This is a genomic window from Bradyrhizobium sp. 170 (assembly GCF_023101085.1).
Lineage (GTDB): Bacteria > Pseudomonadota > Alphaproteobacteria > Rhizobiales > Xanthobacteraceae > Bradyrhizobium.
In genome coordinates this window covers 6,701,063-6,715,660 of sequence record NZ_CP064703.1, presented here as the reverse complement: position 1 = coordinate 6,715,660, position 14,598 = coordinate 6,701,063, and the positions used below count along the sequence as shown (strand labels likewise).

Sequence of the window (14,598 nt, the reverse complement as noted above, 5' to 3'; positions counted from 1 at the left end):
TTGGCGACGCTGCACGGCTAGGATGCGCGCACCCAGGCTGCCGCAAGAGCCGCCAGTGCGTCGGAGGAAACATGAAAAAATTTCAGCGTCGTCAATTTTTGCAACTTGCAGCCGGTGCGGCTGCACTTCCGCTCACATCTGGAAACGCAAGCGCGCAGGCCTATCCATCGCGGCCGGTTCGCCTCGTGATCGGCTATACCCCGGGCGGCTCAGCGGACCTCACGGCGCGGCTGATGGGGCAGTGGCTGTCGGAAAAGCTCGGGCAGTCCTTCGTCATCGAGAACCGGCCGGGTGGCGGCACCAATATCGCCACCGAGTCCGTGCTGCGCGCCACGCCGGATGGTTACACGCTGCTTCTGGTCGCCCCGGCCAACGCCATCAACGCTACGCTTTACGACAAGCTGCCCTTCGATTTCATGAAGGAGATGGAGCCGATCGCCGGCATCATCCGCTTCCCCAACGTCGTGGTGGTGCATCCGTCACTGCCGATCAAGTCGATCCCGGAATTGATTGCCTATGCCAAGGCCAATCCGGGCAAGCTCAACATGGCGTCATCAGGCAACGGATCGACGATCCACATGTCGGGCGAACTGTTCAAGATGTTGACCGGCATCAACATGCAGCATGTGCCCTACCGCGGCGGCGCGCCGGCGCTCACCGACATGCTCTCCGGCGTGATGCAGGTGATGTTCGACAACCTTCCGACCTGCGCCGAGCACGTCAAATCCGGCAAGCTGCGCGGACTCGCGGTCACCAGCACGGCCCGCTCGGACGTGCTGCCGGACCTGCCGCTGGTCGCCGATTATCTGCCGGGCTACGAGGCAAGCGCCTGGTATGGCCTCGCGGCGCCGAAAGGCACGCCGCCCGAAATCGTCGACCGGCTCAACAAGGCAGTCAACGAAATCCTCGCCGATCCCAAGGCCAAGGCGCGGTTCACCGAGATCGGCGCGATTCTGCTGCCGGGCTCGGCCACCGACTTCGGTAAGCTGGTGGCGGACGAAACCGAGAAGTGGGGCAAGGTGGTCAAGTTCGCCGGCGCGAAGGTAGACTAGGGATTCATCAAACTAGCGGCGAAGTGAGCCTGCAATGTTTTCGGGGGTAAAGCAGACACGGATCAGCTGCGTCGGGATGTCCGCAAGTGCCCCTAGCAGACTGTATTGGGCTGTCACTTTTTTCTATAGTGGTGCTTATCCAAATGAGTTACACGGGAACTTATTAGAGCTATCGAAAGAAGCCACCGGTGAACCAAGGAAGCTGAGAAGCGCAGTACCTGGCTACGCGGACTCTCGTGAACTGCTGTAGTTCGCGGCCATCAACTGCGCACCTCTTTCCTTCAGCTTTTTCATCGGACGTCCTCCATCATGAACGATCTCACTCGCGGCTCGATCTCGAGCCATGTCCTCGCCATGGCGGTCCCGATTTTCGCCGGGCTCATTTTGGTACTACTCTGCGGATTGATCGACCTCTACTTCGTGGCGGGTCTAGGTGAAGCCGCCATCGCCGGTGTCGGCACTGCTGGCAATGCTGGGTTCATCATCAATGCTCTCACGCAAATCGTTAGCGTAGGCACCTTGGCGGCTGTTTCAAAAGCCGTTGGCCGCGGCGATCGCGCCGATGCAAACTTCGTCTTCAATCAGTCGATCGGGCTATCCATCATTTGCGGGACGTGTACCTTGGTCGCAGGCTTCGCCGTTGCCGCGACTTACATGCGTTCAGTCGGGGCGGATGCCGCTACCGTCGAGGCTGGCACGACCTACCTCGTCTGGTTCATGCCAGCGCTCGCGCTACAGTTCGTCATGCTGGCGCTGTCATCAGCGTTACGCGGCATCGGCGTAGTGAAGCCGACGATGTACGTTCAAGTGCTTACGGTGGCCGTTAATGTTATTCTCGCGCCAGTGCTCATAGTCGGATGGCCAACGGGCCACGCCCTAGGTGTGCAGGGGGCGGGCTTGGCCAGTTCGATAGCAGTCGCAATTGGCGTCATTACACTCTGGCTTTATTTCCAAAGGCCAGGAAATTACCTCACACTCAATCTGAAGGAATGGCGCCCCCAATTTGGTCTTTCGAGGCGCATTCTGGCCGTTGGCCTTCCTGCCGGCGGAGAGTTCGCCATCATGTTCGCTTATATGGCGGCAATCTATTATGCCCTCGGAAATTTCGGTTCAGCCGCACAAGCAGGATTCAGCATCGGTTCTCGTGTGCTTGGACTAATTCAAGTACCCGCTATGGCCATCGCATTCACGGCAGCGCCTATCATCGGACAAAATTTCGGCGCTGGAAACGCTGCTCGCGTTAAGGAGACCGTCCGAACCGTCTTGGTCATCGCCACCGCAGTGATGGTGGCCGCCACGTTCGTTGCGCATTGGCGGCCTGAATTTTTGTTGGCCGGTTTCACGTCGGACAAGGCCACGATTGACGAAGGCGTCCTTTTCCTCAAAATGGTTTCTCTGAACCTCGTAGCGCAGGGCATTATTTTTGTGTGTTCGAGCACGTTTCAGGGGCTTGGAAATACCAAGCCGCAACTCGTTAGTTCGACGTTTCGCTTAATAACCTACGTGGTACCGACGTTGTGGCTATCGACGCAAACTGGTTTTCGAGTTGAACACATCTGGTATCTGTCGATTGCCACAACCACTATGCAAGCCCTCTTGAGCCTCTGGCTTCTAAGCCGAGAGCTTAGGCTTCGGTTGAGCTTTTCGCAGCAACGTTAAAACCGAATCATCTATCTGGGGCGAGTTCTCAGGTGCAAAAGGTTTCGAAGCAGGCGCATCGTCCGCTATTGGACCCAAAGCGGACAAGGGCCTGGCCCGAATACTGCCTGACGTGCCTTGATTGATCAGGCTGAGTTTCAAGCTTTTGGGGCATCGTTGACGGGGAAAACTCAACGTCGGCGCCAGCGCGTTCAACACCGCCGCGCCGTCCGGCTTCTCGGCGGCTAGGAGCCGGATCTGCCAAACAGGAGATGCCCCGATCGCCACATGCGTTCGCAGACGGCGAGAGCGAAATTCGTCCTTTGTTCGGGCTCAAGCCGCGCGAACAAGGAGTGGGACAGAATTTCTGATATGCTCTTGTTTCCGTCAAGCTGCTCCAGCAGGAGCGCTTCCGATTTCGATATTGGGGGTAACAACTTCCCCATGAAGCGAACGGCGCGTCAGGATCAACGAGTTGACGTCACCAGCAAGCTTAATGCCGGATCGAACGCGAGGGACATACGACAGATAATCATCTGTATCGAAACGAGTAAGGAAGCGCGTGCTTTGAGGCTTCCTGACGAAGAAATCGTGCCTGTCGTTTAGCACGGTAAGATTATCGATGACGGCCCACTGCTCCGCGGCTGGGAGCGCCAAAACCCTTTCCAGCATCTCTCCGCTCAGAAAACGATCGGCGCAGTAGAGGGCGTTGTCGCTCCAACCGAAGAAAATGAGCCCAGCCGCTGCAACAAACTCCATGATCTCCGGCACCGAGTAGGCTCTATCTTGCGGGTGAAGCAGCATGTCCACTATCCCCGCATCGTCGGCAAGGTCATGGGGTAGTTTGCCGGTCGTCGAGATCAGATAATGGTGCGATGGGACAAGCTTCAAAAGCTCACGGGCAATCCTGACGCCCTCCGCATTTTGACCGGCTCCAAGTCGCCGCAAGATATCCTGAACTAGATATACTCCAGCGCGCCCAGCCTTCCCGTAAAGCATGATTGCCATGCTTCCTGATGGATCGAGTATATCTGCGAGAGCCTTTAATCCGGCGTCCGGATTGGGAAGGTGGTGAAGAACGCCAGTGCAAAGGATCAGGTCAAAGGAGCGATTCAACTCGCCGACGTCCAGCAGGCTCATTTGCCGAAGTTCAAGGTTGGTGAGGCTGTGTCGATCGCGAAGACGCTTCGAATGAGCGAGGCTGGTCTCGGAAAGATCGATACCGAGGACGGAACAGTCCGGGTTATTAAGGGCGATCAGAGCCGCTTGGGAGGAGCCGCAACCGGCGCATAATATGCGCAGGTCTTGCCGAGGTCGGCCCTCAGGCCACAACTGAATGCCCGCAAATTTGGGGTCACAAGTCAGCGGTCCCCATTTCTTTCTGAATTCCTCGGCGTCCTCAATTGGTGGCGGATAGCTATACGCCTCGTACTGCTTCCTGACGGCTTCTGTAACTGTATCTTCCATGACACAACTCTAGACCGGACCGATCCGGCCGGCCACCGCCCGCGGCGGATTTTTCCCAAGCGCCGCCGCCATCGCCGAGATCAGCGGCCGCATGAAGAAGGCGTCCTCGGCCGGATAGATATCGGTGCGCAGGCCGTGGGACTTGAGTTCGTCCGATACTGCCGGTCCGACGGAAGCGATCGGCGTGCGCTCGAGCCCGTCACGTAACCGATCCTCGCAGCCTCGCGCCCGCGCAACCTCGATCAGGCGGCGGATCTGGCCGAGATTGGTCAGCGCGATCGCATCGATGCGGCCGGCGGCCATCTCGTCGATGGCGGCGATGATATTGGCGTCGGCGGCCTGCGCGTCATAGGCATAGGGCAGCACGGTATCTACCTCGGCGCCTTGCGCCTTGATCGCGCCGATCAGGACGCTGTGGTCCTTGTCCGGGTAAAGCTGCAGGCCGAGGCGATGGCCGCCGAGATCGAGGCGCGACAGCATCTCGGCAATGCCTTCGGAGGTTGGCTTTTCCGTCGTCATCTGCGGTTCCAGCCCGATTTCGCGCAGCGCCTTGCCCGGTTTGGGCCCGCGCGCGAATGTGCGCGCCTTGCCGAGCGCGGCAATGAATTCCTGTTCGACACCGATCCGCCGGACTACCTTCATCAGCCGGCGCAGGCCTTCGCCCGTCATCAGCACCAAATCGTCAAAGGGCTTTTCAATGCACCGCCCGATCCAGGCTTCGACCGGCGCCGGGTCCGGCGCGTCGTGGATGGTGAACATCGGACATTGCAGCACGTCGGCGCCCTGCTCGGTGAGCAGGCGGGAAAACTGCGCTTCCTCGCGCGTTTCCAGGATCAGAATGCGGTAACCGTTCAATCTGTCAGCCATGATCTCGCTCCAACGCTTTTGCTTCGCGCTTTGTTCATCCTGACCCCGGTTTCGGGATTGGCGCAAGCGTATGTGCGGTGATAGAGCAGGGCCGCAATCGCCGCTTCACCCTATTGCCTGAATTGTAGCCAGCTTCGCCATGCCCGATCACCAGTTCGTCCTGACCCTGTCCTGCCCGGATCGCCCCGGCATCGTTTCCGCGGTGTCGACCTTTCTCGCCCATAATGGGCAGAACATCCTGGACGCCCAGCAGTTCGACGACATCGAGACCAAAAAATTCTTCATGCGGGTGGTGTTCACTGCTGCCGATCTCGCGGTCGAATTGCAGGCCCTGCAGACCGGCTTCACCGCGATCGCCGACCGCTTTGCCATGGAATGGCAGATGCGCGACCGCGCCAATCGCCGCCGGGTGATGCTGCTGGTCTCCAAGTCCGATCATTGCCTGGTCGACATCCTTTATCGCTGGCGCACCGGCGAACTCGAGATGATCCCGACTGCTGTTGTCTCCAACCATCCGCGCGAGACCTATGGCAATCTGGATTTCGGCGAGATCCCGTTCCACTACATGCCCGTGACGAAGGAAACCAAGCGCGAGCAGGAAGAGGCGGTCTGGAAACTGGCTCAGGACACCAAGACCGATCTCGTGGTGCTGGCGCGTTACATGCAGATCCTGTCGGACGAAATGTCGGCAAGGCTGTCGGGGCGCTGCATCAACATCCACCACTCGTTCCTGCCGGGATTCAAGGGCGCGCGGCCCTACCACCAGGCGCATGAGCGCGGCGTCAAGCTGATCGGCGCTACCGCGCATTACGTCACCCGCGATCTCGACGAGGGCCCGATCATCGACCAGGACGTCGAGCGCATCAGTCACCGCGACACGCCGGAAGATCTGTCGCGCAAGGGCCGCGACATCGAGCGCCGCGTACTGGCGCGCGCCATGCGCCATCATTTGGAGGATCGCGTGATCCTCAACGGCCGCAAGACCGTGGTGTTTATGGACTGACGTAGCGTTTTCGAGCGAAGCATGCCCTCGGACTTGATCCGGGGGTGGGTACCGGTTCGCGTGAAGAAAACGCGTCAAAAAAGATCTAGAGTCTGATCAATGATCAGGCTCTAGCGAGCCGTATCCTGCGGCGCAGGCGCGGGCTTTTCCTCGCCCCGTTCGGAGGCCGGCAGCAGGCGCTTTCGCTCGCGCTCTCGCATGTACTCGTCGTACTTCGCGGTGCCGGGACGCGGCGGCGCGTCCGCGGGCATGCCGCCGATCGCCGCCGGAATGGCGTCACTGACTCCGGCGGCCAGCTTCTCGTTGATCGTTCCGCAGCCGCTCACGCCGCAGCCGGCAAGGGCAACGGTAATGATCGTGACAATATGGCGCGCGCTGGTCAGCATTGGCAGAAGGTACAGCCTGACCCTTTAAGGATGATGGATTTAGGGCGGCGCTGCCTTTTCAGGAACCGGCAAGGGCGCTTCTTTGTTGACAGGACCATTTCATTTGTACAATCGTACAAATAGGCCATCGCGCCTGGGAGACGTCGGGCAGCAATATCGGATTATATTATAATACCGTCGCCTATTTCGCGACAGTTCCCGTTGCCCCGGCAACTTCGCCGCGCCACGCCAATGGTCCGGTTGACAAAAGGGCGGCCAAGGACGCCATGTTGCCACGCTACCCGGCCGAAAAATCTGGGTTATGGTGAGATCAAGGGCCGGGGACTCGGTTCGAGGACACAAGGCCGATCAGGGGGAGAGATGTTCATGTCTATTCGCAGTCACATGTTGCTGGCCGCAGGCGCCGTCGCCGGGATGCTGGCGCTCGCGCCGGCTCACGCCCAGGAGACCGTCAAGATCGGCCTGATCCTGCCGATGACCGGCGGCCAAGCGTCGACCGGCAAGCAGATCGACAACGCGGTCAAGCTCTACATGCAGCAGAACGGCGATACCGTCGCCGGCAAGAAGATCGAAGTCATCCTCAAGGACGACGGGGCGGTTCCCGACAACACCAAGCGCCTGGCGCAGGAACTGATCGTCAACGACAAGGTCAGTTTCATCGCGGGCTTCGGCGTGACCCCGGCAGCCCTTGCCGCCGCGCCACTGGCGACGCAGGCCAAGGTTCCGGAAATCGTGATGGCGGCGGGCACGTCGATCATCACCGAGCGTTCGCCCTACATCGTCCGCACCTCCTTCACGCTGGCGCAGTCGTCGACCATCATCGGTGACTGGGCCGCCAAGAACGGCATCAAGAAGGTTGCGACGCTGACCTCCGACTATGCGCCGGGCAACGACGCCTTGAACTTCTTCAAGCAGAACTTCACCGCCGGCGGCGGCGAGATCGTGGAAGAGGTGAAGGTGCCGCTGCAAAACCCTGATTTCGCTCCGTTCCTCCAGCGCATGAAGGATTCCAAGCCCGATGCCGTGTTCGTGTTCGTGCCGGCAGGACAGGGCGGCAATTTCATGAAGCAATATGCCGAGCGCGGGCTCGACAAGGCGGGCATCAAGGTGATCGGCCCCGGCGACGTGATGGACGACGACCTGCTCAACGGCATGGGCGATGCGGCGCTCGGCACCGTCACCGCGCATCTCTATTCCGCGGCCCATCCCTCGGCGGCCAACAAGGAATTCGTTGCTGCCTACAAGAAGGCCTTCGGCTCGCGCCCGGGCTTCATGGCGGTCGGCGGCTATGACGGCATCCGCCTGATCTACGAGGCGCTGAAGAAGACCGGCGGCAAGACCGACGGCGATGCGCTGATCGAGGCGATGAAGGGCATGAAGTGGGAAAGCCCGCGCGGCCCGATCTCGATCGATCCGGAAACCCGCGACATCGTGCAGAACATCTACATCCGCAAGGTCGAGAAGGTCGACGGCGAACTCTACAACGTCGAGTTCGCGACCTTCGAGGCGGTGAAGGATTCCGGCAAGACCAAGAAGTGACTTCGCTCTCACCACGTCATGCCCGGGCAAAAGCGCGAAGCGCGTCTTCGCGCAGATGACCCGGGCATCCACGCCTTTCTTCGTCATGAACGAAGAACGTGGATGGCCGGGACAAGCCCGGTCATGACGAGGCACCGGTTTTCTCATCATTCAAGCCAATACTGATTAAGACGGCTCCCATGACCACGCTCTTCACCATCCTGTTCGACGGTGTCGCCTACGGCATGCTGCTGTTCGTGCTCGCCTGCGGGCTGGCGGTGACGCTGGGGCTGATGAATTTCGTCAATCTCGCCCATGGCGCCTTTGCCATGACCGGCGGCTATATCTGTGCGGTGCTGGTGAACAATTCCGGCTGGCCGTTCTTCACAGCACTCCCGCTCGCCTTTGTCTCGGCCGCGGCGATCGGCGTGGCGCTGGAGCGCACGCTCTACCGCCACCTCTATACTCGCAGCCATCTCGATCAGGTGCTGTTCACGATCGGCCTCACCTTCATGTCGGTGGCCGCGGTGGACTACATCATGGGATCGTCGCGCATCTTCATCAAGCTGCCGGCGGCGCTCGAGGGCCAGTTCGATTTCTTCGGCGTCGGCATCGGCCGCTACCGGCTGATGATCATCGTAATCTGCGGCCTGCTCACGGTGGCGCTGCAATTGATCCTGGCAAAGACCCGCTTTGGGAGCCGCCTGCGCGCGGCCGTCGATGATCCCCGCGCCGCCAGCGGCCTCGGCATCAACGTGCCGCAGGTGTTCGCGTTCACCTTTGCCTTTGGCTGCGGCCTTGCGGGCCTCGGCGGGGCGTTGAGCGCCGAAATCCTCGGGCTCGATCCGTATTTTCCGCTAAAATTCATGATCTACTTCCTGATCGTGGTCACCGTCGGCGGTTCCTCCAGCATCACCGGGCCGTTCCTCGCTTCGCTTTTGCTCGGCATCGGCGACGTCGCCGGCAAATATTATGTGCCGAAGATGGGGCCGTTCGTCATCTACACCATCATGATCGTGATCCTGATCTGGCGTCCGAACGGCCTGTTCGGCCGCGCCGCCGCGCGATGAGCCCGCGATGACCGCAGTCTCCGATGTTTCATCCCATGCCATCGCCCGCGCCCGCTGGCGTCCGGCCGAAATCGCGTTCTGGATTCTCGCGGCGTCCTGCGCGTTCCTGTTTCCGTCCCGCTATCTGATCATGACCGATATCATTCGGCTGGCGTTGTTCACGCTGTCGCTCGATCTGATCCTCGGCTACGCCGGCATCGTCTCGCTGGGCCACGCTGCCTTCTTCGGCGTCGGTGCCTATTCGGCGGGGCTGTTGGCCCTGCACGGCATCATCAACGAGCCGGTGATCGCACTTGTCGCAGCCGGCCTGATCGCGACCGTGCTCGGCTTTCTTACGAGTTTCCTCGTCATCCGCGGCGTCGACCTGACGCGGCTGATGGTGACGCTCGGCATCGCGCTGCTGCTGGAGGCGCTGGCGGAACGCTTCTCCAACATCACCGGCGGCACCGACGGCCTGCAGGGCATCGAGATGCAGCCGGTCCTTGGCCTGTTCGCCTTCGACATGTTCGGCAAGACCGGCTTTTTCTACTCGCTGATCGTGCTGTTCCTGCTGTTTCTGCTGGCGCGGCGGATCGTGAATTCGCCGTTCGGCTTGTCGCTGCGGGCGATCAAGAACAATCCGCTCAGGGCGTCCGCGATCGGTGTGCCCGTCAACCGCCGCCTGATCGCAATCTATACAGTGGCAGCGTTCTATGCCGGCATTGCCGGCGCGCTGTTCACCCAGACCACGGCGCTGGCTTCCCTCGACGTGTTCGCGTTCGAGCGCTCGGCCGATCTGATGCTGGTGCTCGTCATCGGCGGCACCGGCTATCTCTATGGCGGGCTGATCGGCGCGGTCGTGTTCAAGATGCTGCAAGAGTTGTTCCAGACCATTACGCCACAATACTGGATGTTCTGGATCGGGCTCGTTCTGGTCGTGATCGTACTGGTGGGCCGCGAGCGCATCCATCGCTGGGTGCTTTGGGGCCCGAACCTCGTGATCCGCCAGGTCTTCGGACGCAAGGCCGGCGTCGCCGTTCCCGAAAGCGATGCGCCATGACGATCGCGCTGGAAACCAAGGGACTGGAAAAATCCTTCGGCGGCTTGAAGGTCACGCGCGATCTGTCGCTGCAGGTGGAGCAGGGCGCCCGTCATGCCCTGATCGGGCCGAACGGCGCCGGCAAGACCACCGTCATCAATCTCCTGACCGGCGTGCTCAAGCCGAATGGAGGGCGGATCCTGCTCGAGGGCAACGACATCACCGATCTGCCGGTCCACACCCGGGTGCTGCGCGGGCTGTCGCGCACCTTCCAGATCAATCAGCTCTATGCCGACCTGACCCCGCTCGAGACCATCGGGCTTGCCGTCTCCGAACGGCTCGGCCGCGGCGGCGACTGGTGGCGGCGGATGGGCACGCGCGCCGACGTCAACGAGGAGATTGCGGAAACGCTGGCGCGCTTTCATCTGCTTGACGTGATGAACGAACGCACCGCGACGCTTCCTTACGGCAAGCAGCGCCTGCTCGAGATCGCCGTTGCGATCGCGACTAAGCCCCGCGTGCTGCTGCTCGACGAGCCCGCCGCCGGCGTGCCCGAGAGCGAACGCCACGATATTCTGGCGGCAGTCGCCGCGCTGCCGCGCGATGTCACGGTGCTGCTGATCGAGCACGATATGGATCTGGTGTTCTCGTTTGCCGACCGCATCTCGGTGCTGGTCAATGGCGCCATGCTGGTCGAGGGCCCGCCCGACGAAGTGGCGCGGGATCCCCAGGTCAAGGCGGTCTATCTCGGTGAGGCGGCGAATGCCTGAGCTTCTCGTCATCGATGCCTTGCGCGCCGGCTACGGCGAAGCGGTCGTGCTGCCCTCGATGTCGCTGACGCTGGGCGAGGGCCAGGTGCTGGCGCTGCTCGGCCGCAACGGCACCGGCAAGACCACGCTGATCAATTCGATCGTCGGCATCACCCGCCGTTTCGGCGGCACGCTTGCACTCGGCGGGGTGGACATCACGGCGATGCGGCCGGACCAGCGGGCGCGGGCAGGGATCGGCTGGGTGCCGCAGGAGCGCAATATTTTCCGCTCGCTCACGGTCGAAGAAAACATGACCGCCGTGGCCCAGCCCGGCCCCTGGACCGTCGAGAAGGTTTACGAAATGTTTCCGCGGCTGAAGGAACGCCGCAGCAATTTCGGCAACCAGCTTTCCGGCGGCGAGCAGCAGATGCTGGCGATCGGCCGCGCGCTGACCCTCAATCCGAAGGTTCTGCTGCTGGACGAGCCGACCGAGGGCCTGGCGCCGATCATCGTCGAGGAACTGCTCCGGGCGCTCGGCACCATCACCCGCTCGGGGGGCATCTGTTCGATCATCGTCGAGCAGAATGCGCAAAAGATTCTGGGGCTGGCCGATCGGGTTGTGATATTGGAACGCGGCGCAATCGTGCATGATGCGCCAAGCCACGCGTTGAGGGCCGATCCCGCGGTGCTCGAACGCTATCTCGGCGTCGCAGGCGCCGTCGCGCATTAGATTTGATGGGAGTTGAGACCATGCAGAGAACCAAAGCCCCGTTCCGCGCCGACGAGGTCGGCAGCCTGTTGCGGCCACAGCGCATCAAGGAAGCGCGCGCCAAGCTGGAGAAGGGCGAGATCACGGCGGAGGATTTGCGCAAGGCCGAGGACCTCGAGATCGAAAAGGTCGTGCACAAGCAGGCCTCGATCGGCCTGAAGCTCGCGACCGACGGCGAATTCCGCCGCTCTTGGTGGCATTTCGATTTTCTGGCCAAGCTCGGCGGCTGCGAGCTCTTCCACCCCGAGACCGGTATTCAGTTCGCAGGCGTCGAGACTCGCCATGACGCCGTCCGCGTGATCGGCAAGCTCGACTTCCCGGACGACCATCCGATGCTGGATCATTTCCGCTTCCTGAAGAAGCACGCCGATACGGCCCACGTCACGCCGAAGATGACGATCCCGTCGCCGGCCGTGCTGCATTTCCGCGGCGGCCGCAAGGCGATCTCGAAGGAGGTCTATCCCGATCTTGAGGAGTTCTATGCCGATCTCGGCAAGACCTACCGCAAGGCGGTGAAGGCGTTCTACGACGCCGGCTGCCGCTACCTGCAGTTCGACGATACCGTGTGGGCCTATCTCTGCTCGCAGGAAGAGCTGCAGAAGGCCCGCGAGCGCGGCGACAATCCCGACGGCCTGCAGGAGATCTACGCGCGCGTCATCAACTACGCGCTGGCTGAGCGTCCGGCGGACATGGTGATCACCACGCATGTCTGCCGCGGCAATTTCCGCTCGACCTGGATTTCGTCCGGCGGCTACGAGCCGGTGGCCGAGACCATGCTGGCCGGCACCAATTACGACGGCTATTTCCTCGAATATGATTCCGACCGCGCCGGCGGCTTCGAGCCGCTGCGTTATCTGCCGAAGGGCAACAAGGTGGTCGTGGTCGGTGTCATCACGTCGAAATTCGGCGAACTCGAGAAGAAGGACGACATCAAGCGTCGCCTCGAAGAGGCCGCCAAGTTCGCGCCCCTCGACCAGCTCGCGGTCTCGCCGCAATGCGGCTTTGCCTCCACCGAGGAAGGCAACATCCTGTCCGAGGAAGAGCAGTGGGCCAAGCTCAGCCTCGCGGTCGAAGTAGCGAACGAGGTGTGGGGGAAGTAAGTCTCTCAGCCGTCATTGCGAGCGAAGCGAAGCAATCCACCTCTCAGCGTTGGGATAGAATGGATTGCTTCGTCGCTATCGCTCCCTTGCGCAAACGCTCCGCGTTTGTCGCAGGCAATGACGGAGAGCCATCACCGCCATCACTTCTCCGCCAGATAGACCTCGCCCAATAGCGACGAGTTCGACCACGGCACCTGCTTGCCCTTGGTCGCCGCGACTACCTCGGCCCGTACTCGTGTGAGCATCTGCTGTACCTCTAGCCCCGGCGTGCCGATGTGGCGCGTCAGCGCGGCCGAGAACGGGCTGTTGGCGCCTTCGCCGTCGAGCGCGACCTGTCCGGGCGCGGTTGCAAATGCGATCAGCGTGCCCGCACCCAGGGTCGAACCGGCGCCGAGCGTGGCGGGCGCGGCGAGCCCCGAGCCGGCTTCGATGCCACGGGCAGGACCTGCGGAAGCCAGCTTCGGCGCCATCGGGTTGTTGCGGCAGGCATCGAGGATCAGGATGTTGGTGCGGACCTGATCGTCGAGGCCGGCCATGATGGTATCCATGTCCATCATCGTATCGGTCATACCGCTGCCGGCCTGAAACTGGATATCGACCGGCACCAGGTAATTACGGCCGTCGACCTGCACGCCGTGACCGGCGTAGTAGACCACCGCCACCTGCGCCCGCGCGGCCTCGCGGAGAAAATCGCGGATCGTCGCCTGCATCGCCGCGCGGTCGAGGTCGGTGCCTTCCGTCACCACGAATCCGATGTCGCGCAGGCTTTTTGCCATCGCGCGCGCATCGTTGGACGGATTGGGCAGCGGCCTGACACGCGCATAGGCGCCGTTGCCGATCACCAGCGCGACGCGCCTGACCGTCTCTCTGACGGTCTCTGCGCGCTGGCGCTGCTCTGCTGCGGGAGGCGGGGACGGGCTCGCCGCGCCCGCCGGCGAAGCTGGCGCGGCCTTGCTGGCTGGCGGGGTTGGTGGTGCGGTTGCAGTTCGCGGCGCGAGCGGTACCGTCTCTGACAACAGCGACAGGCGAACTTTTGCGGTTGCCTGGTTGGCCTTGCTGCCGGCGTCGGAGGCCTTGCCTTCGAGCGCCGCGGCGTAGTCCTGCCTGGCGCGGTCGAGATCGCCCTTGGCCTCATAGGCGAGCGCGCGATGGCTATAGGCCGAGATCAGCACGCTGCCGGGCGGCGTCATGATGTTGGCCGGCGCCTTGGCCTTGGCGAGCCGGATCGCTTCGGTCGTATCAGCGATGGCACGATCAAGATCGCCCTTGGCGCGCCAGATCACCGCGCGGCTGGTCAAAGGCTGCGGCAAAGTCGGGTCGAGCCGGATCGCTTCGTTGATGTCGGCCAGCGCGCCATCGAGATCGCCGAGTGCGCGTTTCGAAATGCCGCGGTTCTGCCAGGAAAACGCCGACGGCGGGCCGAGCTTGATCGCTTGATCGTAGTCGGCGATCGCCTTGGCGTATTCGCCCTTGGAGCGCCAGGCGTTGCCGCGGTTGTGAAAGATGATGCCGCTCGGCGGCCCGATCCGCAGCGCGTCGTTGAAATCGGCGATCGCGATATCGTCCTCGCCCTTGTCGTAATAGGCCGAGCCGCGCAGATTATAGGTGGCGGTGCTGGGGTGCAGCCGGATGGATTCGCCGGCATCGGCGATGACCTGCGCGTAATTGCCCTTCTTGTTCCAGCCCACCGCGCGCCAGAAGTAGATGGTCGAGAGCTTCTCGCCGGAAAATACTTTCAGCGCGATGATCTTGTTGCAGGCACCGATCTGCTGATCGGCCGGCGTGGTGTCGGTCGTGCAGAGCGGCCCGAGTTGCGCGCGCGATTGGGCAAGGGAGGGCGCCGACCACAGCGCGGCGGCGAGCAGGGCAAGTATCAGGATCGCGCGGCGCATCGCATCAGGTCCCCGTGATTGGCGGTCGCAGTGGCGGATAGTGCTTTGTTGCCTCCCGCGGAGCGGGGG

General features: G+C 62.0%; 13 protein-coding genes. 9 read left to right on the top strand and 4 right to left on the bottom strand.

Annotated features, from left to right (window positions below):
• Nucleotides 1-71: 71 nt before the first annotated feature.
• On the top strand, nucleotides 72-1,052 hold the full coding sequence (locus IVB05_RS31415) for a tripartite tricarboxylate transporter substrate binding protein (RefSeq protein WP_247779901.1): 981 nt from the start codon (nucleotides 72-74) through the stop codon (nucleotides 1,050-1,052).
• A 309-nt stretch (nucleotides 1,053-1,361) separates the two neighbouring features.
• Nucleotides 1,362-2,711 (top strand): MATE family efflux transporter, encoded by a 1,350-nt coding sequence (locus IVB05_RS31410; protein WP_247779900.1) that lies wholly within the window; start codon nucleotides 1,362-1,364, stop codon nucleotides 2,709-2,711.
• 366 nt (nucleotides 2,712-3,077) lie between these two features.
• On the opposite strand, the gene IVB05_RS31405 is transcribed toward IVB05_RS31410, so the two are convergent.
• Together IVB05_RS31405 and IVB05_RS31400 are read right to left on the bottom strand one after the other, a co-directional pair.
• Nucleotides 3,078-4,157, bottom strand: coding sequence for a class I SAM-dependent methyltransferase (locus IVB05_RS31405; RefSeq protein WP_247779899.1), 1,080 nt, complete (start codon nucleotides 4,155-4,157; stop codon nucleotides 3,078-3,080).
• Nucleotides 4,158-4,166: 9 nt separating this feature from the next.
• Nucleotides 4,167-5,024, bottom strand: a complete 858-nt coding sequence (locus IVB05_RS31400; protein WP_247779898.1) for a uroporphyrinogen-III synthase — start codon at nucleotides 5,022-5,024, stop codon at nucleotides 4,167-4,169.
• 139 nt (nucleotides 5,025-5,163) lie between these two features.
• Between IVB05_RS31400 and purU the strand changes: the two genes are divergently transcribed.
• Nucleotides 5,164-6,027 carry a formyltetrahydrofolate deformylase gene (purU, locus tag IVB05_RS31395; protein WP_247779897.1) on the top strand — a complete coding sequence of 288 codons (864 nt, stop codon included), beginning with the start codon at nucleotides 5,164-5,166 and terminating at the stop codon, nucleotides 6,025-6,027.
• Between the two features lie 110 nt (nucleotides 6,028-6,137).
• On the opposite strand, the gene IVB05_RS31390 is transcribed toward purU, so the two are convergent.
• Nucleotides 6,138-6,413 carry a hypothetical protein gene (locus IVB05_RS31390; protein WP_247779896.1) on the bottom strand — a complete coding sequence of 92 codons (276 nt, stop codon included), beginning with the start codon at nucleotides 6,411-6,413 and terminating at the stop codon, nucleotides 6,138-6,140.
• Between the two features lie 384 nt (nucleotides 6,414-6,797).
• Here IVB05_RS31390 and IVB05_RS31385 point away from each other — a divergent pair, with 384 nt between their 5' ends.
• From IVB05_RS31385 to IVB05_RS31360, 6 genes are all read left to right on the top strand, one after another.
• On the top strand, nucleotides 6,798-7,952 hold the full coding sequence (locus IVB05_RS31385; RefSeq protein ID WP_247787156.1) for an ABC transporter substrate-binding protein: 1,155 nt from the start codon (nucleotides 6,798-6,800) through the stop codon (nucleotides 7,950-7,952).
• Nucleotides 7,953-8,131: 179 nt separating this feature from the next.
• The gene (locus tag IVB05_RS31380) at nucleotides 8,132-9,001 is read left to right on the top strand and encodes a branched-chain amino acid ABC transporter permease (protein ID WP_247779895.1); all 870 of its coding nucleotides are present in this window, start codon (nucleotides 8,132-8,134) and stop codon (nucleotides 8,999-9,001) included.
• Between the two features lie 7 nt (nucleotides 9,002-9,008).
• Nucleotides 9,009-10,040, top strand: coding sequence for a branched-chain amino acid ABC transporter permease (locus IVB05_RS31375; RefSeq protein WP_247779894.1), 1,032 nt, complete (start codon nucleotides 9,009-9,011; stop codon nucleotides 10,038-10,040).
• Nucleotides 10,037-10,789, top strand: a complete 753-nt coding sequence (locus IVB05_RS31370) for an ABC transporter ATP-binding protein (RefSeq protein ID WP_247779893.1) — start codon at nucleotides 10,037-10,039, stop codon at nucleotides 10,787-10,789. The genes IVB05_RS31375 and IVB05_RS31370 overlap by 4 nt, the downstream gene beginning before the upstream one ends.
• The gene (locus IVB05_RS31365; RefSeq protein WP_247779892.1) at nucleotides 10,782-11,498 is read left to right on the top strand and encodes an ABC transporter ATP-binding protein; all 717 of its coding nucleotides are present in this window, start codon (nucleotides 10,782-10,784) and stop codon (nucleotides 11,496-11,498) included. Before IVB05_RS31370 ends, IVB05_RS31365 begins: the two co-directional genes overlap by 8 nt.
• A gap of 20 nt (nucleotides 11,499-11,518) precedes the next feature.
• Nucleotides 11,519-12,637, top strand: coding sequence for a cobalamin-independent methionine synthase II family protein (locus IVB05_RS31360; RefSeq protein WP_247779891.1), 1,119 nt, complete (start codon nucleotides 11,519-11,521; stop codon nucleotides 12,635-12,637).
• A gap of 140 nt (nucleotides 12,638-12,777) precedes the next feature.
• Here the strand turns inward: IVB05_RS31360 and IVB05_RS31355 are convergent, their stop codons facing one another.
• Nucleotides 12,778-14,529: a caspase family protein gene (locus IVB05_RS31355; RefSeq protein WP_247779890.1), complete on the bottom strand. Its 1,752-nt coding sequence runs from the start codon at nucleotides 14,527-14,529 to the stop codon at nucleotides 12,778-12,780.
• Nucleotides 14,530-14,598 lie beyond the last annotated feature (69 nt).